We start from the raw sequence: 21,592 nt of genomic DNA, 5'->3' as shown, positions 1-21,592 counted from the left end.
GCGTTGCGCTCGCTGCTGGCATGACAAGAAGCGACGCAGATCAGACGACACGAAACACTGCAAGTCACAGGCATGGCGGTGCCGGCGAGCGAGGGGGTCGCGGGTGCTCGGCCAGCGCCTGGTGGATGGTTGACGGCGAGCTATGTGAGGCGTGGTTGGCCGTCCGGGTCTGGGTGGGCCGGACTGTCCCGGCCGGGTGACCGGCTTCCCGGCCAGGTCGGCAAGGCACTGCACTGGCGGGACCGCCGTTCGTGACAAGCGCGACGGCATGGTCCGAAAGGAATCTCGATGAGCACAGCCAAGCTGATCGGCGCGGCCGTGGCGGCCGGGTTGCTCGTGCCGCTGGCGCCGGGCGCCGGGCACGCCGCCGCGTCCGCTCCCGCGCAGCCGACCGCGCAGTCGGCTGCGTCGCCGGCGGTGGCGGCGCATCCGCCGCTGCCCCGGTGCGTCAAGGTGTGGAAGGACGCCGGACACATCACCCGGACCGGGTACGCCAAGAACACCTGCCGCAAGTCCTACCGGATCAAGTTCGTGTGGCGTAAGGCGCCCGACAGTTCGTGCCAGCGCATCAAGCCCGGCCAGACACTCAAGAGCAAGCGTTCCAAGATCCGCTACCCCGGCGACACGCTCCGCGTCGTCCGCTGCTAGCCGCCCCGGCACGGGGTGGCGTGCGTTGAGGTGACGCCCGCAGGCAGCAACCCCGTGAGTTGACCAGGACGCGGAGCCAGAACCGGACCGCGAGGGTGGCGATGGCTCCGCGTCCTGGGTCCTCGACAAGCCGCGGGACCGAACGACGGAAACCCGCGAGCGTGAGTTAGTTAACAGCCCCTCACGTCGCCCCGCAGGTCACTGCGGGATTGCGGCCGGTGGGTTGAGGTCATGGGCCCGGGCGACCCCGCGGCCCATAACCCTTGCGAACGGGTACGACCCTCGGCGCGAAAGCCTGGTGACGAACCTGTCAGTGACCATCGGCCGGTGGGATGCTGCGAGCATGGAGTGGGTTCCGTGGGCAGAGGGCAATCTGCATTGGCTGTTCCCGGACTTGCCCGATGAAGACCAGGTCTTGAGTGCTCTGCAGGAAGCCGACGAGACGATGCGCCAGCTGGCCGTTCACTTCGGCCGCGACCCGAACGCGCCCTTTCGTGGACTGACGATGATGTTCGAGGGGTCGACCTCTCCGGGGTTGATCGCCTATGTCGAACCACAAGAGGTCAGCTTCGTGATCGAGTTGGAGCACCGACCTCGACCAGGCCTGCCACCACCAATGAGCCGGATTGTCGACTCGTTGACCGAAGGCGGGGGAGCTGGAGATAACGCGACTCCTTGACCGACCATGCCCCGACGCAGCAACCGTGACGATCTCCCGAGCGCGGCAGATGGGCGCCGAACTCGCCGCCCGATTCCGTGACCTCAGGACGAGCGAGTACCACGATTTCCTGAACGAGCCGGGCATGGACCGGTTCGACGCCGACTATGCCGCCGCATTCTTCGCAAGGCCGTCAGGGGCTGCCATGGCCTGGATTCAGGATCACCCAATGCTCCAGCGGATGGCTGGTCGCCTGGTCGAAGAGCCATCGAGCCGCTTGGGCCAGCGCGCGGGCCGCCTCCAAAGGCACGTGGTACGCCTCCTCGATGTCCGGCCACATGGCGACCTGGTCCTGCCCATGGCGGGAGCCTGGATGATCGCGGTCGACATAGATGCGTGCTTCGGCCTCCCAGGACGGCCCGATCTCACCACGCACGACCGTCAGCATTCGGCGCCACGGAGGACCTCGGTGACCGCGTCTTAGGCGTTCTACTTCGGCGAGACGATCCAGGGCCTCAGGTATCTCGGCGTTGGTCAGATCGGCCGGATCGTCCAGCCGCGCAGAGTAGCGAGGATTGTGGATTCGAACGCGGTCTCGGCCGTGGCGGTGTCGAACGCCCCGGCGAGTTCGAGGGTCACGAGTCCGTGCAGGGTGACCCAAATCGAGAGGGCGATGGATGTCGTGTCTCCGAAGAGCACGGACGCCGACAAACCGCGTTCGATCGCCTCGATGAGCGGCCGGACGGGGTCGCTGGTCCCCACCTCGCCCGACGGGTCGAAGCGCTGCACGCCACCGAACAACACCGTGTAGAGGTGGCTGTGCTCGCGCCCCCAGCGCCGGTACGCGACGGCGAGCGCGTAGAGGTCGGCGAGGGGGTCGTCGGAGGCCGGCACTCCCGACACCTCCTGGAACAACCCGGCGACCGCTCTGTTGCGGACTTCGCCGATCAGTGCGTCCTTACCGCCGAACAGTGAGTACACCGCCGCGGTCGCGGTCCCGGCGGCAGTGGCCAGGGCGCGGATGGTGATCGACTCGGCCGGACGGGTGGCGCACATCTGGGTCGCGGTCTCTATGAGGCGTTCCTTCACGGTGTCGTCGTTCGTTCTCGGCCTACCCATGATCACAAGCCTAGTCCAGTCTGATAACGTTGTTTTGAAACAACGTTTGGAAACTAGCGCAGGGACCGTGATGCCGAAACCTCTCAGCCATCTACTCCGCATCACAGGCCGCCTGATCCTGACCACGGCTGCAGTCGTGGGGTTGGTCGGCCTGTTTCTCGTTCTGATCGTCCTGACGGACGGAGCGGGCTCGGGGCTCGCCGCATGGCTCATCACCCTCGCGGTCGGAACCGCAGCCGCCTTGTGGCGCGGACGCCGCCGTACCTGGCGGAGCCGCCTCAGACCGTTCCTGTCGGTGGTCGCCGCCGCAGCGATGACGGCATCGGTCTGTATCCCCTCCGTGCCCACGCAGCGGCGCCCCCCGCCGGCCCTGTCGTTCGTGGCGACGCAACATTGGAGTCTGGCCACCGGAAGCCGGGTCGCGGTGTACCACTACCCGCCCGCCCCCGGCGTCACCCGGCACCCCACACCCCTGGTGTACCTCCCTGGCGGACCTGTCCGTGGCATCTCCGTGCTCGACCACCGATTCCTGCAACTGCTGTCACGACAGGGCCACGACGTCTACGCCTACGAGCACGCCGGCGGCGGACGAAGCGACCTGCTTCCGCTGAACCAGTACGCCATCTCCAGATCCGTCAGCGACCTGGCCGCCTTCGTCGACCGCCTGGGCAAGGGCCGGGCCGACGTTCTCGGGTTCTCCTCGGGCGCGATCGTGCTCACCCGGACTCTGGCCGCCCCGCACACCGCAGCCCGCGTTCACCGGGCGATCATCGCCGAGCCCGGACCGATGGACGGGCCCACCACGCGGACCAGAGGGCACAAGGGACGACCCTCCGCACGTGGCCTCGCACCGGCCATGACCGGACCACGAGCAACGCGCGTCCCCCGATACGCCGTCGCGCTCGGACTCATGCAACTCGGCGTCCTCAAACCCGACACCGGCCTGATCGAACAGGCCGAAGGCGCCAACGCCTTCAGGGCCGCCGATCTAAGCAGCGACACCGCATCCGCCTACTGCGCGCAGGACGCGCACCGCATCCCCACCGAGGACACGGCACAGAACTTCTCCTTCAACCCCGCCGCAAGCCTCCACATCCAGCAGACCGTCAAGGACTCACCCTCGATCGCCCCACACCTGAGCCGCTCCCGCACCCCGGCCATGCTGATGATCGCCGAATGCTCCTCACAGGTCCGTCAATGGGCGACCGCCATCCTCGCCGGCGACCCCGCCATCCAGCGCACCCAGTACATGCCCGGCGTCGGACACCGCATGTGGAACGGCCTCGACGGCAACAACGAACGGGCCGCCGCCGTCATCACCGCGTTCCTCCGAAACAAGCCCGCACCACTTCCGAACTACCCGACCCGCGCCGACATCCCCACATTCCTTGGAGACCACAGATGACGCGGAGTCCCTGGTCATTGGTGGTGGCGGCCTATGGGGACTGGATCGGGCACCGTGCCCCCAGATCGAACGGCTTACGCGGCCGCCGCCTGACGCCGACGCCGCGCCCTGGTCTTGCACCGCCGCGAACAAGAGATCGCTCCCCGCTTGTGGTCGACCCCCACCACCCACACCGTCCCGCATTCGGGGCAGACCGCCCGGCTCTCCCGCGAAGGATCCACCACCCGCAGCACCGCCCGCTGCCTCCACACCGCCCAGCCCAATGCCTCGCCCGGCACGCCGAACTGCAAAACACCGCACCCTTGCAAGCCCGCACAGACAGCGGCTGCCCATCCCGGACACAAGCGCCGCGCGACCTTCCCTCTCACCCTTCCAGGCAGCGTGCCGACTCACCCAGATCACCAGTCCGCTTTATCAGCTTTCTCAGACAGGCGCTTTAGACCGGAGCAGGCGCCCGACGGCCGCCTCACCCCGGCCCGTGCGACCGCTCAGGCGGGCGGGACGGCCAACTCACCTAACTTCCCCAGTTCAGCCCACAGTTAGGGACGATGAGGTGGCGGGTTAGAAACTAATTCGCGCCACAGACCTAAGCCCCCACCAGCGGGTGTAGGTGTTGGCCGGGGTCATGGCACCGAGCGGCCCGGGTGGCGGCCGGGGCTCGTCGCGGCGGCCCCGGCCGGTCAGTTGGTCGGGAGCGTGCTTCCCTTCCGGATCGTCGGTCCCTCGCCACCCGCGGCGCCGAGGCAGCGCCCAAGCTCGCCAGGAAGATCGCCTTTGCCGACATCGGGTTCGATGGGCCGCACGAGATCTTCCGGCGTGTGCGCGGCGACGACGAAGGCCCAGCCAGCCGGGGGCATTCACCGCAGGGTGAGTCGGACCACCGGGTATTCCCGGTCGGTTTTGCTCTGGTACTTCGCGATGCGAGGCTGGGCGGCGGCGATGCGCTGCCACGCCTGCTCACGGTCGGCGCCCTCAAGCCGGTGCACCGTTACAGGCACGGCGGCACGGCCGGGCAACTCAATCGACGCCCGATCAGGATTCGCCATCAAATTGACGTACCAGTCCGGGTGCCGGCTCTCACCGCCCGATCCGACGATCAGCCGGGCGTCCTGGCCGTCGGCGAACCACGCCACAGGCGTTTCCCGCGGCTGCCCGCTTCGGCGCCCCACCGTGTTCAGGATCAGTACGTCCATGCCCATGAACGTGCCGCGACCACGACGGATCTTGCGGTTCACACGGGCGTTCATCCGGTGCTGCATCCACCGTGAAAACGCCCCCGGCGTCCCGGACTTGCGCCCTCCGCGACTGCCGGCCTGCTGGTGCTGTGTCATCGGCTACCTCCAGTCGGTCCCATCCGTCCCGCGACACCGATGGCCGGCCAGGCCCACCATGATCCAGCGGGAGCTCGCGTGGACGGTGATGTCCACGGGCAATCACGCTAGGTGCGGATCGGTAGCCAGCGCTTCTCGATTCCTGACCGGTCTGGTCACCTGATTCGCCACGGACGACAGCAACCACCTTCCCAATCAACATGAGGGCGCGGGGAGCCAGAACGTCAACATGTGCGAAAACCACTGCCCGGTCCGCTTGGGCGGCGCGCCCGAAGCGGTAGGGCACACTGCCTGCAGGCGTCCCCGCAGGAGCGGTGCGGGCGGCCGGTGGGTACCGCCTGCAGGAGTTTCCCGTAGCGGGGGCGGTGTGAGCTGTCAGGCTGGCACGGTGGCGGCGATGGTGAGGTAGGGGCCCAGGCCGGTGCAGGTCAGGGTCTGGCGCAGGGGGTGGCGGGGTTGGATCAGCAGGAGCCGTCCGCGCCCTTGGCGGTGATCTGTTTCCAGGCGCGGATCGGCAGGTTCAGCCCGGAGGAGTCACACAACAATGGATTCAGCGCGATCCTGGGCGGTGCGGCCTGCTGCGCTGCGGCGTGCAGCGTGTCGTCGAGGTGCGGGTGCAGCACCGGCACGGTGGCCATGTCCAACTCACCGCGCAGCACCAGCACTGCGCTACAGATCTGGTCCCAACGGGGAGGACGAGCTGGCCGTTGACGCCATCGCCTCCAACGACAGCTTCGGCATAGCGCACATGTTCCCGCGAACGCGTGTGAGGCGGTGCCGGAACTGCACAGATTCGAGTGCGGTCACCAGGCCATCGCGCTCTCGTGGCGGCGGCTGAGCTCTTGCAAGGCTTTGATGCTCGGGTCCTCGCTGGACGACCTCACCGTCGGCGGCTCGCCGCCACCGCGTTCCACCAGGGCCATTCCGGTGGCGAGAAAGCCCTCCATGAGCGATCGGAGAATCACGTGGTTCGAACGGGCGTACTCGCGAATCAGGGCGTCGATGAACAGCGTGAACGTCTCCATGTTGATCTCACACTCGTCCGCTTGCATGGGCCCGAGGCCGGACGGGAGATCAACGTGCAGGGCGAAGGATTCTGCGGCGCGCACGAATAGGTGGGAAACACCCATCGAGGGGTTCCATAGAACACGACCGCTGACTTGGAAGTACTGACTCATCCATCCTCAGTCTCTGTTGCCTGCCTCAATCGCGAGTTGAGGTCGACTGGCCGGTGGTCTCTTTCTGGCAGACGACCTTCGTCGATGCGGTCGGCGATTTAGATCGTGACGCCTTCGGGGTTCATCCCGAAGGCTGCAGCGACGGGTTCGGGGTCCATGGTGTCGACCATGCGGATGGAGCGCAGCACGCGAGGCCGAGATGCCGCACAGGTCCAGGACGTGGCTGACATGCGCGATCAAGCCGGAGCCTTCCCGGCCTTGGTGCCTCGGGTGACCATGAGGTGAGGGTCGTCGGTGTGCTGGGTCTGGCAGTGGGCCAGGCAGCGTCGCAGGACCGTCCAGCTCGCCCGGGTCCATCGGACCGGGTGCGGTCGCTGTGACCAGCAAGAATAGGCCGAACCAGCACACGGTCCAGAACGAGCGCGCCATCTGGTCCGCAACCAGCCTGCGACCAGCAAGGCAGGATGGGATTCCCTCAATGGCACAAAGCGAACTCCTCGACGCCTGTGTCACCACCGTCCCGAGCCCGATCGGTCACGCGCCTTCTGGTCACTATCCTGCATATGGCTCGGCGAGGAGGCCGAGGATGGTCTGGTCAGCCTCGGCAGACAGATCGAGGCTCGCCAGCATCTCGCGCCGTGCCGCCAGCTCGCGGAGGACACGGCCTGGCCCGTAGCGGGAGATCGTGTAACCGTCCTCGGGATAGACGGCGGCCTCCCAGAGAGGGCGACCGAACCCGTCGATGACCAGGCCCTGGCCGTCTTGGCGGTCCACTTCCCGCCAGTCGAAGTCCGGGCCCGCTTCCTCGATGGCCTCGCGAGCCAGGCGTTCCTCGCCGCGCCACCGCTCCAGCAGCAGGTCGGCGACCGGATCAGAGGGGGCACCACTCTGGGTGAAGATCGGCTGCCACAAGGGCCGGTAGCCGGGCATCCCGGCGTACACGTACGCCAGCAGCCCAATAAACACCGGGCGTTGGGTGCAGCGGGCCCGGATCTCCTGGTTAGCGTGAGGCTGGGCGGCCGAATGCCGGGCGCAGGAACGCAGATGCCGATCGAGCGCCGGAGGCAGCGGCGGACACTCATTCAGGTCCATCCGTCCGCCGTACTTGGCATCCGCGGCCAGGTGGCGGTCGAGAAACCTCGCGATGACGGTCAATGGACGCTCCAGGCACGCAGGGCTTGGCAAGAACGGTAGGAGGAGGCGGCCGTGCGCGGCAGGAGTCTTGGAGGCAGGGTCAGCCGGCCATTGGCCAGGTTCCGCATGAGGCCGATGCCCGCCGGTGGCGTGGTAGACGCGTCGCGTTTGCGACGGCAGTCCGCGCAGGATGTTCCACCATTTCATGTGCGCGAAGGCATGCTCGACACGGGCGCGGACCCGCTTGTGACCAGTGTTGAGCTCGATCTGCGAGGCGGGCAGCTCGCCACCGTCGCCGGGGGCACCGGTAGGGCATGATGACCTGCGCATTTCCTTGATAGCCGCCCTCGGCCATCACGTTGACGCCATGGCAGGCTCGGTCGGCACCCGAGTCGCGGAACGCGGTGCAATCATTGTGGTCGCCCGGCACCGGCCGCCCGACTTCGACCGCCGGCCCGGCAGTAGCATCCGCAGATCACCCGGCGGCTGCCCGCTGAGCACGCCCGCCATGATCGCTCGATCGCCGGTGCCGGGGAACAGAGCATGGCAAGGATCTCCCGGACCTCATCACCCTCCTGGAGCGGCATGTCGACCTCGGCAATCTGGAACCGGAACCGCACCGTGCGATCCCGGCGTCCTCGATCCTGACGCACACCGCGATCAAACGGTGCCCAGGCATCAATGACTCCCCAACAGTTCGGTGATGAAGTCACTCGACCGGAGCGACACCAGCCGATCAATGCCTCAAGTTCGCTGACAAATGCCTACGGATGCCTGGCCTTCGATGGCAATGCCGCGGATTCACTGGCGAGGGACAGCCACTGTCCTGTCTCAATGAGGATGACGCGGAGATGGTGCCCTGGGGTCGCCTGTGGTGTTGGTGTAGTTGGGCCATCCGCGAAGCGTGCGGCTCGTTCTCAGTGAGCAACCTGCCCAGCTCAACTGGGTCCTTACAGAAAAGCCGCACCTTCCCGACTCTTCACTCAAATGATCATCAACTGCTAGTGTCCGACGCGGAGGGCCGGGCAGCACTGGTGGGGTCCTTCTGGGGAACGGAAGGATCCATCGTGAAAAGAGTTCTCAGTACCTCCGCAGCGCTGGCCGCCTTTGCTCTCGCAGGAGTGGGACTCGCAGGTCCGGCCTCTGCCGCCCAGGTCCAGTCGGCGGCGTCCTGCCCGATCTCCAAGGTCAAGGCGAAGGAGAATCTGAAGATCCGCGTTTCGCCGACCAACAGCACCACCTTGGGGCTGATGCTCAAGGGTGCCGTCTCCTGCAGCTTCGACTTCAAGGCGGGCACTACCTACACCGCCTGCGGCGCGCGCGACAACCACTACTCCAAGATCACTTCCAGAGGCATCACCGGCTGGGTCGTCGACACCTGCCTGCTCCCTGCCTGAGCTGCTCCCTCGACCTGAGCCCTGACCTCTGCTCCGGCGGCGACTTGAGCTGCCGCGCGTACAACATCGCGGGCCTTGAGTGTGCCGCCTAACTGCTCGGCATGGTTGTCCGGCTCGGTAACGCGATCCCAGAGTGCCGCGTCCAGGGCGGAACGCAGCTGGGTGTAGCTCGCGCTCAAGGACGATCTGAACTGCTGGGACCTGGGGATGTGCGGAAGAGGTCTTCCGACCAAGGTGCGCCAACAGCCACATCGTGGCCTTCGAGCCCAAAGCTCGTCAGCCGGATCTCAGGCACGCGCAGCGTGGCCCTGTCCATCAGCGTCGCGGCGGGCAAGCGCGTCGAGGACCACCAGACGCTGCAGGCGATGACCACCGGATCGTCGACGACGTGCTCTGCGACGCGGGCCGTCCCGCGCCCGGCCAGAGGCGGTGATCGTGATCGCGTCGGTGGGCCTCACCACCAGGTGAGTCGGCCCGACCGCGTCTGACGGCCGGTCGTCGAGGCCGACAAGATCCGGGCTCCAGTCAGTGTCTGCGGCAGGTCGGCGCACGGTCGCCGAGGCGGGACCTGGGCAGGTTGGAACCGTGGCCGGAGGGCGATCAGGGAAAGGGGTACTCGTGGCTCCTCCGATGCAGCCTTGCACTCGGCGAAGACGATTCGACCTCGCGCATTCCGAATGCTTCAACTGTGATGCAAGGGGTGCTTGGTGTACGTCACCGGAATCGATGTGATGGGCTCATCGAGGGTGACCTCGGGTCGACGGCGAGCAACTGCGCGAACGTAGCCGAGGTGGCGTCCCTGGTCGGTGGCGAGGGCGTCGATCTCTGCCCGGTTGCCGGGGGCGACGGTGTGCTGCCATTCCAGCCAGTGTTTCCAGCCGTCGGTCATGGTGTCGGCCACCTCGACGTGGGCGATGGTGCTGCGTTCCCAGTGTTGTCGCCACCAGCCGGCCGAGTGCAGGCAGGCCATGCTCGGCTCCCACCACGCCTTGAGATGGTCTGGGACAGGACCGTCGATCTCCTGGACGAGCCCGGCACCGGCGATCCCGATCTGGCCCCCGGGTTTGACGAAGCGGGCGAGATAGTTCAGATAAAGGTCATCGGTGCCGTAGTAGACGAACGAGTCGATGCTGAGGATGGCGTCGAAGAAGCCGGCGGCGAACGGCAGCGCCCGGGCGTCGGCGTGGATCGGGAAGACGGCGTTTTCGGTACCGGTGTCGCGGATGCGTGTTAGGCGTTCGTCGGCGCTGAACCACAGGTCGGTGGCCCACACCTGCACATCGAACTCCTGGTGCAGGAAGATCGACGACGCCCCGCGGCCGCACCCGAGATCCAGGACCGCATTCCGGGCCGCAGGTGCATCGCCTCGGTCAGCCATTCGGTCAGCCACAGTGAGTTGGCTCCGCCGCTGACGCTGGAGCGAATCCAGTCCTGGTGATAGCGCGACGTTCGCGGAAACCGCTGCGCCTGTGACGAGGGTTGTGTGGTCATGCCCCCATAGTCGCCGGACTGCTCGGTCGGGCACATCCGTGCGGGCTACTGATGTTGGCTGGGCGCGAACGCACGCAACTGGGTTCGATTGGCCGTTCCGGTTTTGGTCAGGAGTCGGCTGACGTGCGTTTTCACGGCTCATACGGACAGATGCAGGCGTGCTGTGATCTGCGCGTTGCCCAGCCCTTGGGCGACCAAGTCGAGCACCTCCATCTCCGGTGATGCCGAGTGCGCGCAGTCGGGGTGGCACCGTCGTGCCCGGGTACGGCGGGGCGGCGCCCCGATCAGCCGCAGCTGTGCCGCCAGCTCGGCGCAGCGGCGCGCTGGATCGGTTGACCAACCGGCCTCCAGCCATCTGGATCCCCAAAACCGCCTGAGCCATGAAGGCGAAGAGATGCCTGTGAGCCAGAGACTCCTCGACGCTGCGCCGGGTGTCGGCTCTTGTGAGGGTGTCGTTCAGCTTCGGCTTTCGCTTGAGGTTCGGGTCAGCAGGCGGGTCAGTGCGCTGGGGGCTGCGGTGAGGGTGGCCCAGGTGCCTTCTTCGACGATCCGGCCGCTTTCGATGACGGCGATCTGGTCAGCGCGGCGGATGGTGGCTGGACGGTGGGCGATGACGATCGTGGTGGTGTCGCGTGCACCAAGGCGGCGGGCGAGTTCGGCGTCGCCGACCGTGTCGATGTGGGCGGTGGCTTCGTCGAGGATCAGCACTCTGGGGTCGGTCAAGAGGGCTCGGGCGAGGGCGACGCGGGCTCGTTGGCCGCCGGAGAGGGTTGCGCCGCGTTCTCCGACGATGCTTTCCAGACCGTTGGGAAGGGTGGCGGCGATCCGGTCCACGCCGCACTGTTCGATGATGTGGTCGAGGCGTTCGGCGGTGGCCTGGGGAGCGGCCATGCGCAGGTTGTCGCGGAGCGTTCCGTGGAACAGGGCGGCGTCCTGGCCGACGAGGGCGACGGCAGAGCGCAGGTCGTCGTCTGTCAGATCCCTCAGGTCGACGGCTTCGTGGACGTTGGTGAGTTCCACCGTGCCTTCGGTGGGATCCCAGAAGCGGGCCATGAGGTGGGCCAGTGTCGTCTTGCCTGCGCCGGAGGCTCCGGCCAGTGCAATGGTGCTGCCCGGGGGGACGGTGAGGTCCAGGCCGCGCAGCACGGGGGTGTCGCCGTAGGAGAAATGGACGTTGCGTAGGTGGACACCGAGCGGTCCGTCAGGAAGCGGCCGCGGTCGCCGAGGGGGCGGCGCGGTCGGCGGGGCGGTGGTCGCGGCCTTCACCCGTGCGGCGGCGGCACGCAGGCTGCCGGCTTGGCGCAGGGCGTCCGCGGAGGCGGCCACCGGGGCAAGAATCGAGACCGCCAGCGCCAGTGCGGCCGGAGCCCAGGTGTCCTTGCCTGTGACGGCGGTGACCACGGCGATCAGGGCCAGCGCCACCAGGACATCTTGGACGGCGGTGAAGGCGCCGTCGTGACGGGCCTCCGCGCGCTGGGCCAGGGCGAGCCGGTGGCCGGCGTCGACAAGTCGCCGGCGGTGCCGGTCGAAGGCGTCGCGGGCAAGGAGTTCGCGCATGCCGTCGACGGTCTCGACAGCGTCGGCCGACAGGCGGGCCGTGGCTGTACGGACCTCTTCCCCGCGGGCGGTTCGGCCGCGGTCTCCCAGGAACGGATGCGCCATCAGAGCGACGGCCGTGGGCAGGACGGCGAGGGCCAGCCAGGGGTCGAGCACGCCGAGCGCGATCGTCCCGGAGCCGACGACCACGCCGGAGGCCACCAGTTGGGCGGTGGCGTGGGCGTAGAAGAACTCCAGCTTCTCGATGTCGTTCATCGCGGTCGCCGCCAGGTCCCCGCTGCGCCGCCCGGCGATGCGGGCGGGGGCGCTGCGGGAGAGGCCGTCGTAGATGCGCACCCGCAGCTCTGCGAGCACCCGATACGCCAGGTCGTGCGACAGGTCCATCTGCCGCCAGGTCGCGACGGCACGGAGGAGGACCAGCCCGGCGAGGGCGCAGACGGTGGGGAGGCCGGGTGCGGCTCCGTCGATGACGGCTCGTCCGACGCTGTGTGCCGACCAGGTGACCAGGACGATGAGCGCGACCTGGTCGGTCAGGCACGCGACCATCGTGCGCAGGACCATCCGGCGGTGCGGCCGCAGGGCGGGAAGGAGTCCGCGCAGGGCGTGCGAGCGGCCGCTCATCCGGTCTCTCCGTGGCTCAGGTCGGCGGTGGCCAGCGCCGTGTAGGTGCCGCCCGTGCCGACCAGGGTGTGGTGGTCACCGACCGCGTCGACGCGGCCGTGGTCCAGGACCACGATCTGGTCGGCGTGCCGGACGGCGGCCAGCCGATGGGCGACGATCAGACAGGTCCGGTCCCCCGCGGCCCGGAGCAGCATTTCGGTGATCTCGTGTTCTCGCCGTTCGTCCACCGCGCTGGTGGCCTCGTCGAGCAGCAGGAGCGGGGCGTCGCTGAGCAGCGCGCGGGCCAGGGCCAGGCGCTGGCGCTGGCCGCCCGACAAGGTGGCGCCGCGTTCTCCCAGTACGGTCGCGTACCCGTCGGGGAACGCGGCGATCTCGTGGTGGATCCCGGCGTCGCGGCAAGCGGCGAAGAGCCGCCCGTCGTCGGCGTCGGGATCGGCCAGCCGCAGGTTGTCGGCGATGGATGCGGCGAAGAGATGGACGTCCTGGGAGACCACGGCGACGGAACGGCGCAGCGCGGTCAGCGACAGTTCGCGGAGGTCGACGCCGTCCAGCAAGATCGCTCCGCCGTCAGGGTCGTGGTGGCGTTGCAGGAGTGCCAGGAGTGTGGACTTGCCCGCTCCGGACGGTCCGACCAGCGCGGTGGTGCGGCCCGCGGGACAGTGGAAGTCGATGCCGTCGAGGGCGGGACGGTCGGCGCCCGGATAGCTGAAACGGACGTTGACGAACGAGACGGCGGGCGGCTCCGACACTGGATGTGTGAGCGTCCCGGTGTCCGGCACGAGGGGCCGGGCGGTGCGCAGCGCCGCAATTCCGTCGGCGGCGGAGACGCCCACGTATCCGGCGTGCCATTCCCTGGACAGGTCGCGCAGTGGCCGGAAGCACTCGGAGGCGAGCATCAGCAGCAGGTAGGACTCGGCGCCCGTGGCCCGGCCGGTGGCGGCCGACAGGCAGGCCAGCAGGACGGCGAGGAGGGTGCCGGCCTGGATGGCCAGGTCGGTGAGGCCGGTGTCGACCAGCGAGACACGCAGCTTGGCGACAGTGGCCCTGTGCAGGTGCTGTGACCGTTCTTCGAGGGACGCGCGCTTGCGCAGGACGGCTCCGGTCGCGCGCAGGGTGGGCATCTGCTGCAACGCTTCCAGGTAGTCGGCGGCCAGGTCTTCGTAGCTGTCCCAGTGCTCTCTGCCGCGCTCCGCCAGCGCGCGGTCCCACAACCGCGGGACAAGGAGCGCCAGCACGACCGCCACGGTGAGGACGGCGGCCGCTTGCGCGTGGATGACGGCGATCGCCACCAGCAGCGCGGGTGTGACCAGGCACACCGCGGCGAACTGCGGCAGGTAGCGCGACAGGTAGGTGTTGACGCCCTCGACACCGTCGACCACGGTGGCGCGCAGCGCCCCGGCCCTGGCGGTCCCGAGGTGCGCCGGCCCGAGACGGCTGAGCTGGACGAGCAGTTCGTCGCGCAGCTCCGACCGGATCCGTGCTCCGGCGTCGGCGGCGGTGATTCGCTGCCGCCAGGTGAGGAGCGTGCGCAGGAGCAGCACCGCGGCGACCGCACCGAGCAGCACCGGCAGCCGGTCGGTACGGCCACGGACCAGGGCGGCGAGGGCCATGGCGAGCAGCACTGCCTGGGCGGCATGGGCGCAGGTGACCGCGATCAGCAGGCCGGTGGCGCGCACCAGAGGAGCCGGAGCGGTACGGGCCGCACGCAACAGCTCGGGGTGAAGCATCATCGGCGGTCGCTCCCGGGATAAGGAGGGATGGGGAAAGGGTGTTCAAGGGAGGCGGAGGGGCCGATCGGGATAGCAGACCGGCCAGCCGCGCTCGGGATCGCGGCCGACCCGTCCCTCGATGCCGAACACCTCCCGAAGCAGTCCGGGCGTCACCACACTGTCCGGCGGGCCCTCCGCGGCCACGTGCCCGTCCCGCAATGCCACCAGACGTTCGGCGAAGCGAGCGGCCAGGTCGAGATCGTGCAGGACCATCAGGACCGTGAGCCGCCGCTCGTCGCGGAGCCGTCCCACCAGTTGCAGCACTTCCAGCTGGTGCCGCAGATCCAGGTAGGTGGTCGGCTCGTCGAGCAGCAGGACGGGTGTGTCCTGGGCCAGTGCCAGGGCGAGGCGCACGCGCTGCCGTTCGCCGCCCGACAGCGCGTCCACCGGCCGGTCCGCCCAAGCGTCGACGCCGACGTCCCGCATCGCCCGGACGGTCACCTCGTCATCGCCGACGCGGAGCATGCCCAGCGGACCTCGCGCTGCGTAGCGGCCCTGCCGGACGAGCTGGCGTACGGTCAGCCCCGGCACGGCGGGGGCTGCCTGATGGAGCAAAGCGACCTTGCGGGCCGCCTCGCGGCGTGAGGTCCGGGCCATGTCGGCACCGTCCACCGACACCCGTCCCGACTCCGGACGTAGCACGCCAGCGGCAAGGCGGAGCAGGGTGCTCTTGCCGCAGCCGTTCAGGCCCACCAGGGCGACGAACTCGCCGGGCCGGACCCGAAGGCTCACCCGGTCGAGCACCCGCCGGCCGGGATAGCCGAAGCTCACCCGGTCCACGTCCAGTGCGGCCGCAGGCCCGGGGGTGGGAGCGTCCGCGGCCGAATCGGTGGTCGCGGACTCGGGATCGCCGATCAGCTCTGACACGGTCGGTGCACTCCTCGTTCGGAAAGGACGGATCACGGTTCGACGGCATGCCGGCGGGCGACCACCAGGAGCACGCCGGCGCCCACGAAGGTGGTGACGGCGCCGACCGGGACGCTGAGCTGCTCGGCTCCCCAGGCATTGACCGCCCGCGACATCAGCTGGGCTGCGGCGTCGGCTCCGCACACCGCGACGGCGCCGGCGAGCGCCGCCCCGGGCAGCGCGACGCGCAGGTCGGCCCCGAACAGGGCCAGCGCGGCATGCGGCACGACGAGTCCGATGAATCCGAGGGCCCCCACCGAGGCCACCGCTCCCGCAGTCAGGGCCACCGCGCACAGCAGCGCCAACCCGCGTGCCCTGGCCGGGGCCAGGCCCGCCGCCTCGGCCACGTCCTCGCCGCAGCGCAGCAACATGAGGGGACCGGCGGTCAGGCAAGCCAGAACGCCCCAGCCCAAGGCCCAGGGCCAAAGCAGTGTCCAGTGCTGCCAGGTGCGTGCCTCGGTGGTACCGACCATCCACTGCACGACGCTGCCGATCTCACCCGGCGCAGCCAGCAGGGTCACCGCCGTCAGCCCACCGAGGGCCGCCGAAACGAGTACGCCGTGCACCGCGATCCCGGCCGGGTCGGCGTGTCTGCGGCCGGTCAGCAGCCACAGCAGGCCCGCTCCTCCGAGGCCGCCGCCGACCGCGGCGAGCATGACGGCGGCCGGTGACGCCCAGTCGGCCAGGCCCGCTCCGGTGGCGGCGACCGCGCCGAGCACCGCGCCAGGGGTGACGCCGGTGACCTCGGGCGCCGCCAGCGGGTTGCGCAGGGCCGCCTGGAGGATCAGACCCGCGAGGCCGAGCGCGGCTCCGGCGCCGAGCGCCACCAGCACCCTGGGCAGCCGGACCTGCCAGACCAGGTGGTGCGCCGTCGAGTCCGCCGCGCCGCCGGTGAGTGCCTGCCACGTCTCGCCGATCGACAGAGCCCGTCCCGCGACGAGGTCGAGCATGGCCGCCAGCGGGACGGCGAGCAGCAGCGCACCCAGGACGAGCACGGGCCGTCGCCAACGTGGCGTGGACCGTTCCGGCTCAGGAGCCGCGGTAGGCGCGCGCTCAGTGAGCGTCATCGGGCACCCCTCTCGGCTCGGTACGCAGGCCGCGCCGCAGCGCCACCCTCGGGGTCCGGAGGCCGCGCAGGAGCGCCACCCCCAGGGGTATTCCGACCAGCGCGGTCCAGGCCCCGACCGGGGTCTCCACCGGCTTGAGCGCCAGCCGGGCAGCCTGGTCGGCCCATACGGTGACCACCGCCCCCCACACCACCGCCCAGGGCAGCCAGCGCACCACGTCGGCCTCCGGGCGCAGCCGCCGTGCCAGGTGCGGGGCGAGGAAACCGACCCAGGCGATCGGGCCGCAGACCGCGACCACCGGGGCGATGAGCAGCACGGCGACGGCCAGCGCGCCCAGCCGCGCATGCCGCACCCGGAGCCCGAGGGCGGCGGCGTCCTCGTCGCCGAGCCGCAGCACGGCCAGCATCGGGACGCACAACACCAGCAGCGGCACGGCCGCCAGCAGCCACGGCCAGACGCCCTGCCAGGCCTGCCAGGTACGGCCGGACAGGCTGCCCAGCAGGTAACGGAAGATCACCTGGAGATCGAGCTGGTCGGCCATGAGCATCAGCACCAGCAGCGCGGCCTGGAAGGCGGCCGCCACTGCCGCCCCGGTGAGCAGCACCGCCGACGGGCTGCGGCCGAACCCGGCCGCGACCAGCGTCACCACCCCGCCCAGCGCGGCCCCCGCCAGGGCGAGCATCGGATACGCCCAGCCGGGCAGCGCGAGCGTGAGGACCAGCGGAGCGGCGACGCCCAGGGCCGCGCCCGAGGAGACGCCGAGCATCTCCGGCACGGCCAAGGGGTTGCGCAACGCCTCCTGCATGACGAGGCCGGCCGCACCGAGGCAGGCGCCAGCGACCAGGGCCAGCAGCAGCCGCGGCAGCCGGATCTCCCGGACCACCAGAGCCTCAAGCCCGTCCGCCGGACCGCCGGGCGCCAGGGCGGCCAGCCGGTACGGCGGGATGTTGGGCGTGCCGAGGCAGAGCGCGCAGAGCACCGCCGCGACCAGCAGCCCCGCCGCCAGAGCGACCGTCCGGCTCATCGCAGTGCGGCCGTCGCCTCGTCCAGGACGATGCCGAGGGACCGGGTGCCGCGGCCCTTGGCCCACACCTCCGGGTCGACCTCGATCACTTTGCCGTTCTTGACCGCCGGGATCTGCGACCACAGGGGGTTGCTCCCGGCCATCTTCTCCGACAGCTTCTTGCCGGGTGCCCCGAACGCGATCGTCTCGACGAAGAGCACGTCGACGTCCTTGGCCAGGATCTCCTCCAGGCTGTAGGTGCCCTCGATGCCCCGGTCCTTCCATGGATAGTCGGAGATCTGGGGGAACATCCCGGCGGCCACGTCCCTGCCCGGCGAGGCCACACCGAAGTTCTCGTCGCTGCCGAACACGATCAGCGCGGTCTTGCCGCTCTTGGCCTTCTCGGCGCGGGCCAGCTTGTCGCGCAGTCGCTGTTCGGCGGCGACCGCCTTGTCTCCCCGGCGGGTCAGCGCGGCCAGGTCGCGCAGGTAGGCGACGCTGTCCTGCCATTTGGTGGGCTGCACGGCCCAGAACGTGGTGGCGCCCCGCAGCGCCGGGGCGAGCTTGCCGTGGGTGTCCTCAAGCCCGATGACCAGATCGGGCTTGTGGGACAGGATCGCCTCTACCTCAGGGCTGATGAATCCCCCTGGGATGACCGCGACCTGCTTGGCCTTCTCCTTGCCGAGGAACTGCGGATGGGCCAGGAGCAGGGAGTTGGTCGCGGTCGGCACCATGCCGAGCTCGGTCAGCATGTCGTCGCAGAGGGCGACAAGGCAGACGATGCGTTCGGGTGTGCGCTTGGGCGCGACCTTCTGACCCCGCACGTCGGTGATGCTGTCGGCGTCGGCGACCGGTGAGACGGGAGCCAGGCTCGTGGCCGCACCGCTCTTGGCGCCCGCGCCCGCACCGGGACCTTCGTCAGCGGAGTCTCCGCCACAAGCGGACAGCACGGCGCCGGCGATGGCGAGCACGACGGCATGCCGCAGGAGGCGGTTCAGAGTGCGCATGATCGGGGGTCTCTTTCGTTCTGGAGCGGTCGCACGCCGGTGGAAGTCGCCTCACCCAGGCGTTCCCGCAGGCAGTGCCTCGGGATGATAATCGTTTTCATTGCCTTTGTACACTCGTCGAACGCCGGGGCCGGACCCTGCAGATGAAAACGATTATCGCTATCATCTCACCATGAAAGGTCGGCGGGCGATCGTCCGCGCCCACTGCGTCGCCGGCCGCCCACCCTCGCCTCACGACAGGTCCAACATCGACGAGAGCCCGAAAGGAACGTGCCAGTGACCATGTCCCGGCACCGCCGCCCCGAGCGGCGCCCCGAGCGGCGCCACAAGCCGAACCCGCTGCACGGCATCACCTATGTCGATTACAAGGACGTGGACCTGCTGCGGCGGTTCATCTCCGACCGCGGCAAAGTCCGCAGCCGCCGCGTCACGGGCGTGACCCCCCAGCAGCAAAAGCAGCTGGCCAGAGCGATCAAGAACGCGCGCGAGATGGCACTGCTCCCCTACGGCTCCCCACCCTCAGCCAGGAAGGCGGGCGGGAGAAAGTGAGCCCCGCGATCGGCCCGCGGTAGCCGGACTGGATCATGGGCGTTGACGAGCGGTCCACCGCGTCTGAGGACACCCGCGACCTTCGGGCTTGGGGCATCCCCGCGACGGCGCGCCGGCTGTTGGTACTGGAGGCGCTGGCCAGGCAGACCGTCCCACGGAGCGCGAACGAGATCCATGTGGAGCTACGCGCCCATGGCGTGAAGATCGGTTTGACGACGGTCTACCGCGCGCTCGCGACGCTCAGCCAGACCGATCTTGTGCACGCCTTCGAACGCGGCGGCGAGACCGTCTACCTGAAATGCGGCGAACACCGCCACATCCACCTCATCTGCCGGACCTGCGGGCAGGTCTTGGAAGCGGAGCTACCCGCGCTTCGCGGCCCCGCCGGCGGCGGGCGGGTGACCGACTTCCTGGCCGAGGAGGTCTACGGCACCTGTGGGGGCTGCCGGAGCAGGACCTTCCGAACACCGCCACCTCGGTCGTCTCCGACCTCCGCGAAAGGACCCCGATGAACGAGACAGCACGCGCCGAACACGGGCTCGGATACGCCGTCAACGCGCCGTACTACGACCTGATCTTCCCGGCTCCGGTACGGGCGACGCTGGAAGGCGCTCTTCAGACGCTGCTGCCGAACGCGCGTGCCGTCGCCGAAATCGGCCCTGGCACGGGAATCTTCACCGAAGCCCTGGCCCGCCTGCTCGGCCCCAAGGCCGAGATCTTCGCCATCGAACCCGCGCGCATCATGCGCGCAGCCCTGATGACACGGCTGGCACGATTGCCCGAGGCGAACGTGACGGTGCTTCCCGACGACGCCCTCACCGCGGAACTCGATGTCGAGCTCGATGCCGTCGTCCTCTTCAACCTCATCATGCACTTCGGCCCGGATGACCGCGCACGCTTGTGGCGCAAGTGGGCCGGCGCCCTGCGTCCCGGCGGGACGCTCATCATGGAGACCCAGTTCCCGCAGAAGGCGACCGCCGTTCCGGAAGCAATCGTGCCCGGCGGCGTCCTCGGACGGCACCGCTATGACACCGTCGCCCGCGCCGACGTCATCGACCAGGACCGGATCCGCTGGCTGATGACCTACCGCACCTGGGCAGGCAACGATCTGGTACGCACGGAGACTGCGGATTTCGACTGCTACGTGATCTCCGATGAGCTTCTCGCGCAAGAGCTCTCGGCCGCCGGGCTGGTTCCCCACCCGGCGGCACCCGCAGATATCCAGGCTTGGCAGCGCCCCTAGCGAGTCGCTCCTCGGGGAGGAAACTCTATTCACCGGCATACATTTTCAGGTGAAATGCTTTTCGCGTTCGCGAGGGGCGGGGCAGGCTGCCCGGCTAGCGGTCCCTCTCAGCGGCACGAAGGGTCAGTGGTCGTCCCAGTGCCCGTTGTGTGCCGCGTGGCGATGCCCGTCGTGCAGGTAGTCGACATGGTCACCGTGAGGGACGGCGACGTGGCCACAGCCGTGCCCGTGCTGATGCTCATGGGCCTCGTGCACCACGTGGCCGGCCAGGGCGCATTCGTCGACATGGTCATCGTGTACGCGGTGGATGTGGCCGTCATGCAGGTAGTCGAGGTGATCGTTGTGCGGGAACGCCGCATGGCCGCATCCCTCGCCGTGAACGTGCTGGTGATCGCTGTGCGTACGGTGCTCGGTCTCAGTACTCACTGCCAGACTCCTTGCCGCGAAGGAATTCTGCACTCGTCGCGGGCGTCACTACAGCTCTCAACTGACAGAAGGAGCTGCGGAACGCTCCCATCACAAACACATTAACACCTGGCAATCCACTATCCATTGGCCACATGGCTGCGATGGTCACGGGCGCTTGTGCGAGGAGTGGTCCCGGCACCCTTCCTGTCAGGTGCGGCGAGCGGCTGTACCGGCCGCGCCCCGCCGACGGGCACCGCCACTATCTGATCTGCCGATCGTGCAGCCGCAGCCGACCGGTGGACTCCGAGGCGGTGGAGGCATGGGCCGACCACGTGGCCAAGGCCACCGGATTCGCCGCGGTCGAGCACACCGTCGAACTCGCCGGGATCTGTGCCGCCTGCCGGCCCGCCGGCCACGAGGAAGGATCGTCATGCCGCTAGGAGCCAGCCCACCCCGGCGACGGCCGCAGACGCTCGCACTGAAGCAGACCGTGCGCCGCTCTCGGGCTGGACGACGACACGGCGGTGACTCAGCAGCTGGCCTGCACCGAGCCCGGCTGCCCGCCGATTGGACTCCCGGGCCCGCCTCTGAGCCAGATATCCGGCCAGCCTCGGACAACCGTTGGTCACCGGGCGATCCGGCAGGCGAGCCATGTGGAGTACGCCCGCGGCCGTCGGGCGTGTGAGCCACTGCGTCAGGCGGGCTGCCACCGGACGCGAAGCCGCGGATCGAGTCGATCGGCGTCCAGATCACCATCTGCCAGCCAAGCCTCGACGGTCTGGACGTCATCTCGGCTGACGACCGGTCCAACAGCAATCGCCGCACCGTACGGCTGTCGAGCGGTGTCGCAGGGTTGGACCAGTAGATAGCAGCCGCTGTCGTGCGCCGCACCTGCCTGGCAGCGCGGCGCACGAAGCAGGCAGCCGGTGCGGACGAGCACGCCTTGCGGGCATTGCCTGACGACGGCGGCCAGCCATGGCATGAAATCCGGACCGGACCCGTGCGGACGACACGGACCCGCCTGGCAGACCACCGCGGTGAACGGCTGGTCGGTCACTGAAACGGCGTGGGGACTGTCCACGCTGGTCATCCCAGCAAGAG

Annotated in this window: 23 protein-coding genes; 8 read left to right on the top strand and 15 right to left on the bottom strand. The window is 69.1% G+C overall.

The window, feature by feature from the left end:
- Nucleotides 1–288: 288 nt before the first annotated feature.
- A complete protein-coding gene (locus tag F8566_RS13290) occupies nucleotides 289–648 on the top strand; it encodes a hypothetical protein (RefSeq protein WP_151560488.1) in 360 nt (119 codons plus the stop codon).
- A gap of 343 nt (nucleotides 649–991) precedes the next feature.
- Complete coding sequence (locus tag F8566_RS13285) at nucleotides 992–1,327, top strand: hypothetical protein (protein WP_151560487.1); 336 nt, start codon at nucleotides 992–994, stop codon at nucleotides 1,325–1,327.
- 172 nt (nucleotides 1,328–1,499) lie between these two features.
- On the opposite strand, the gene F8566_RS13280 is transcribed toward F8566_RS13285, so the two are convergent.
- Both F8566_RS13280 and F8566_RS13275 read right to left on the bottom strand, forming a co-directional pair.
- A complete protein-coding gene (locus F8566_RS13280) occupies nucleotides 1,500–1,742 on the bottom strand; it encodes a hypothetical protein (RefSeq protein ID WP_151560486.1) in 243 nt (80 codons plus the stop codon).
- A gap of 98 nt (nucleotides 1,743–1,840) precedes the next feature.
- On the bottom strand, nucleotides 1,841–2,425 hold the full coding sequence (locus F8566_RS13275) for a TetR-like C-terminal domain-containing protein (protein WP_151560485.1): 585 nt from the start codon (nucleotides 2,423–2,425) through the stop codon (nucleotides 1,841–1,843).
- A gap of 70 nt (nucleotides 2,426–2,495) precedes the next feature.
- Between F8566_RS13275 and F8566_RS13270 the strand changes: the two genes are divergently transcribed.
- The gene (locus F8566_RS13270; RefSeq protein WP_151560484.1) at nucleotides 2,496–3,830 is read left to right on the top strand and encodes an alpha/beta fold hydrolase; all 1,335 of its coding nucleotides are present in this window, start codon (nucleotides 2,496–2,498) and stop codon (nucleotides 3,828–3,830) included.
- Between the two features lie 857 nt (nucleotides 3,831–4,687).
- Here F8566_RS13270 and F8566_RS13265 read toward each other — a convergent pair.
- The 4 genes from F8566_RS13265 to F8566_RS13245 form a co-directional block, all read right to left on the bottom strand.
- The gene (locus F8566_RS13265) at nucleotides 4,688–5,077 is read right to left on the bottom strand and encodes a nitroreductase family deazaflavin-dependent oxidoreductase (protein WP_225993125.1); all 390 of its coding nucleotides are present in this window, start codon (nucleotides 5,075–5,077) and stop codon (nucleotides 4,688–4,690) included.
- Between the two features lie 545 nt (nucleotides 5,078–5,622).
- A complete protein-coding gene (locus tag F8566_RS13260) occupies nucleotides 5,623–5,826 on the bottom strand; it encodes a hypothetical protein (protein WP_151560482.1) in 204 nt (67 codons plus the stop codon).
- A gap of 138 nt (nucleotides 5,827–5,964) precedes the next feature.
- Nucleotides 5,965–6,339 (bottom strand): DUF6086 family protein, encoded by a 375-nt coding sequence (locus F8566_RS13255; protein ID WP_225993124.1) that lies wholly within the window; start codon nucleotides 6,337–6,339, stop codon nucleotides 5,965–5,967.
- 552 nt (nucleotides 6,340–6,891) lie between these two features.
- Nucleotides 6,892–7,494, bottom strand: a complete 603-nt coding sequence (locus F8566_RS13245) for a hypothetical protein (RefSeq protein WP_151560480.1) — start codon at nucleotides 7,492–7,494, stop codon at nucleotides 6,892–6,894.
- Between the two features lie 1,046 nt (nucleotides 7,495–8,540).
- On the opposite strand from F8566_RS13245, the gene F8566_RS13240 reads away from it, so the two are divergent.
- Nucleotides 8,541–8,870: a hypothetical protein gene (locus tag F8566_RS13240; protein WP_151560479.1), complete on the top strand. Its 330-nt coding sequence runs from the start codon at nucleotides 8,541–8,543 to the stop codon at nucleotides 8,868–8,870.
- A 682-nt stretch (nucleotides 8,871–9,552) separates the two neighbouring features.
- Here F8566_RS13240 and F8566_RS13235 read toward each other — a convergent pair.
- The 7 genes from F8566_RS13235 to F8566_RS13205 form a co-directional block, all read right to left on the bottom strand.
- Nucleotides 9,553–10,248: an SAM-dependent methyltransferase gene (locus F8566_RS13235; protein ID WP_225993123.1), complete on the bottom strand. Its 696-nt coding sequence runs from the start codon at nucleotides 10,246–10,248 to the stop codon at nucleotides 9,553–9,555.
- Nucleotides 10,249–10,817: 569 nt separating this feature from the next.
- The gene (locus F8566_RS13230) at nucleotides 10,818–12,539 is read right to left on the bottom strand and encodes an ABC transporter ATP-binding protein (RefSeq protein WP_151560478.1); all 1,722 of its coding nucleotides are present in this window, start codon (nucleotides 12,537–12,539) and stop codon (nucleotides 10,818–10,820) included.
- A complete protein-coding gene (locus F8566_RS13225; protein ID WP_151560477.1) occupies nucleotides 12,536–14,269 on the bottom strand; it encodes an ABC transporter ATP-binding protein/permease in 1,734 nt (577 codons plus the stop codon). Before F8566_RS13225 ends, F8566_RS13230 begins: the two co-directional genes overlap by 4 nt.
- A 42-nt stretch (nucleotides 14,270–14,311) precedes the next feature.
- Entirely contained in the window at nucleotides 14,312–15,175 is an 864-nt protein-coding gene (locus F8566_RS13220) for an ABC transporter ATP-binding protein (protein WP_151560476.1), read from the bottom strand.
- Between the two features lie 32 nt (nucleotides 15,176–15,207).
- Entirely contained in the window at nucleotides 15,208–16,281 is a 1,074-nt protein-coding gene (locus F8566_RS13215; protein ID WP_151560475.1) for a FecCD family ABC transporter permease, read from the bottom strand.
- Nucleotides 16,268–17,305: a FecCD family ABC transporter permease gene (locus tag F8566_RS13210; protein ID WP_151560474.1), complete on the bottom strand. Its 1,038-nt coding sequence runs from the start codon at nucleotides 17,303–17,305 to the stop codon at nucleotides 16,268–16,270. Before F8566_RS13210 ends, F8566_RS13215 begins: the two co-directional genes overlap by 14 nt.
- Complete coding sequence (locus tag F8566_RS13205) at nucleotides 17,302–18,291, bottom strand: ABC transporter substrate-binding protein (protein WP_151560473.1); 990 nt, start codon at nucleotides 18,289–18,291, stop codon at nucleotides 17,302–17,304. Before F8566_RS13205 ends, F8566_RS13210 begins: the two co-directional genes overlap by 4 nt.
- 282 nt (nucleotides 18,292–18,573) lie before the next feature.
- Between F8566_RS13205 and rpsR the strand changes: the two genes are divergently transcribed.
- Genes rpsR through F8566_RS13190 form a run of 3 tightly spaced genes read left to right on the top strand, consistent with a single transcriptional unit; the run spans nucleotide 18,574 to nucleotide 20,083 of the window.
- Nucleotides 18,574–18,840, top strand: coding sequence for a 30S ribosomal protein S18 (gene rpsR, locus F8566_RS13200; protein WP_151560569.1), 267 nt, complete (start codon nucleotides 18,574–18,576; stop codon nucleotides 18,838–18,840).
- Between the two features lie 35 nt (nucleotides 18,841–18,875).
- Nucleotides 18,876–19,352, top strand: a complete 477-nt coding sequence (locus F8566_RS13195; protein ID WP_151560472.1) for a Fur family transcriptional regulator — start codon at nucleotides 18,876–18,878, stop codon at nucleotides 19,350–19,352.
- Nucleotides 19,349–20,083, top strand: coding sequence for a class I SAM-dependent methyltransferase (locus tag F8566_RS13190; RefSeq protein ID WP_192809657.1), 735 nt, complete (start codon nucleotides 19,349–19,351; stop codon nucleotides 20,081–20,083). Before F8566_RS13195 ends, F8566_RS13190 begins: the two co-directional genes overlap by 4 nt.
- Before the next feature lie 123 nt (nucleotides 20,084–20,206).
- Here the strand turns inward: F8566_RS13190 and F8566_RS13185 are convergent, their stop codons facing one another.
- A complete protein-coding gene (locus F8566_RS13185; protein WP_151560470.1) occupies nucleotides 20,207–20,509 on the bottom strand; it encodes a hypothetical protein in 303 nt (100 codons plus the stop codon).
- A gap of 134 nt (nucleotides 20,510–20,643) precedes the next feature.
- Here F8566_RS13185 and F8566_RS13180 point away from each other — a divergent pair, with 134 nt between their 5' ends.
- Entirely contained in the window at nucleotides 20,644–20,931 is a 288-nt protein-coding gene (locus F8566_RS13180; protein ID WP_151560469.1) for a transcriptional repressor, read from the top strand.
- A gap of 254 nt (nucleotides 20,932–21,185) precedes the next feature.
- Here the strand turns inward: F8566_RS13180 and F8566_RS49825 are convergent, their stop codons facing one another.
- Nucleotides 21,186–21,581 carry a hypothetical protein gene (locus F8566_RS49825; RefSeq protein ID WP_192809656.1) on the bottom strand — a complete coding sequence of 132 codons (396 nt, stop codon included), beginning with the start codon at nucleotides 21,579–21,581 and terminating at the stop codon, nucleotides 21,186–21,188.
- Nucleotides 21,582–21,592 lie beyond the last annotated feature (11 nt).

It is taken from the genome of Actinomadura rudentiformis (assembly GCF_008923185.1).
Lineage (GTDB): Bacteria > Actinomycetota > Actinomycetes > Streptosporangiales > Streptosporangiaceae > Spirillospora > Spirillospora rudentiformis.
This window is presented reverse-complemented; position numbering and strand designations above follow the sequence as displayed.

Excerpts from the sequence above, each read along its gene's own strand:
- F8566_RS13230 (WP_151560478.1), bottom strand. The coding sequence starts at position 12,539 with ATGAGCGGCCGCTCGCACGCCCTGCGCGGACTCCTTCCCGCCCTGCGG.
- F8566_RS13285 (WP_151560487.1), top strand. The coding sequence starts at position 992 with ATGGAGTGGGTTCCGTGGGCAGAGGGCAATCTGCATTGGCTGTTCCCG.
- F8566_RS13275 (WP_151560485.1), bottom strand. The coding sequence starts at position 2,425 with ATGGGTAGGCCGAGAACGAACGACGACACCGTGAAGGAACGCCTCATA.
- F8566_RS13265 (WP_225993125.1), bottom strand. The coding sequence starts at position 5,077 with ATGAACGCCCGTGTGAACCGCAAGATCCGTCGTGGTCGCGGCACGTTC.
- F8566_RS13225 (WP_151560477.1), bottom strand. The coding sequence starts at position 14,269 with ATGATGCTTCACCCCGAGCTGTTGCGTGCGGCCCGTACCGCTCCGGCT.
- F8566_RS13290 (WP_151560488.1), top strand. The coding sequence starts at position 289 with ATGAGCACAGCCAAGCTGATCGGCGCGGCCGTGGCGGCCGGGTTGCTC.
- F8566_RS13210 (WP_151560474.1), bottom strand. The coding sequence starts at position 17,305 with ATGAGCCGGACGGTCGCTCTGGCGGCGGGGCTGCTGGTCGCGGCGGTG.
- F8566_RS13215 (WP_151560475.1), bottom strand. The coding sequence starts at position 16,281 with ATGACGCTCACTGAGCGCGCGCCTACCGCGGCTCCTGAGCCGGAACGG.
- F8566_RS13205 (WP_151560473.1), bottom strand. The coding sequence starts at position 18,291 with ATGCGCACTCTGAACCGCCTCCTGCGGCATGCCGTCGTGCTCGCCATC.
- F8566_RS13270 (WP_151560484.1), top strand. The coding sequence starts at position 2,496 with ATGCCGAAACCTCTCAGCCATCTACTCCGCATCACAGGCCGCCTGATC.
- F8566_RS13255 (WP_225993124.1), bottom strand. The coding sequence starts at position 6,339 with ATGAGTCAGTACTTCCAAGTCAGCGGTCGTGTTCTATGGAACCCCTCG.
- F8566_RS13180 (WP_151560469.1), top strand. The coding sequence starts at position 20,644 with ATGGCTGCGATGGTCACGGGCGCTTGTGCGAGGAGTGGTCCCGGCACC.
- F8566_RS13190 (WP_192809657.1), top strand. The coding sequence starts at position 19,349 with ATGAACGAGACAGCACGCGCCGAACACGGGCTCGGATACGCCGTCAAC.
- F8566_RS49825 (WP_192809656.1), bottom strand. The coding sequence starts at position 21,581 with ATGACCAGCGTGGACAGTCCCCACGCCGTTTCAGTGACCGACCAGCCG.
- F8566_RS13195 (WP_151560472.1), top strand. The coding sequence starts at position 18,876 with ATGGGCGTTGACGAGCGGTCCACCGCGTCTGAGGACACCCGCGACCTT.
- rpsR (WP_151560569.1), top strand. The coding sequence starts at position 18,574 with ATGTCCCGGCACCGCCGCCCCGAGCGGCGCCCCGAGCGGCGCCACAAG.
- F8566_RS13235 (WP_225993123.1), bottom strand. The coding sequence starts at position 10,248 with ATGGCTGACCGAGGCGATGCACCTGCGGCCCGGAATGCGGTCCTGGAT.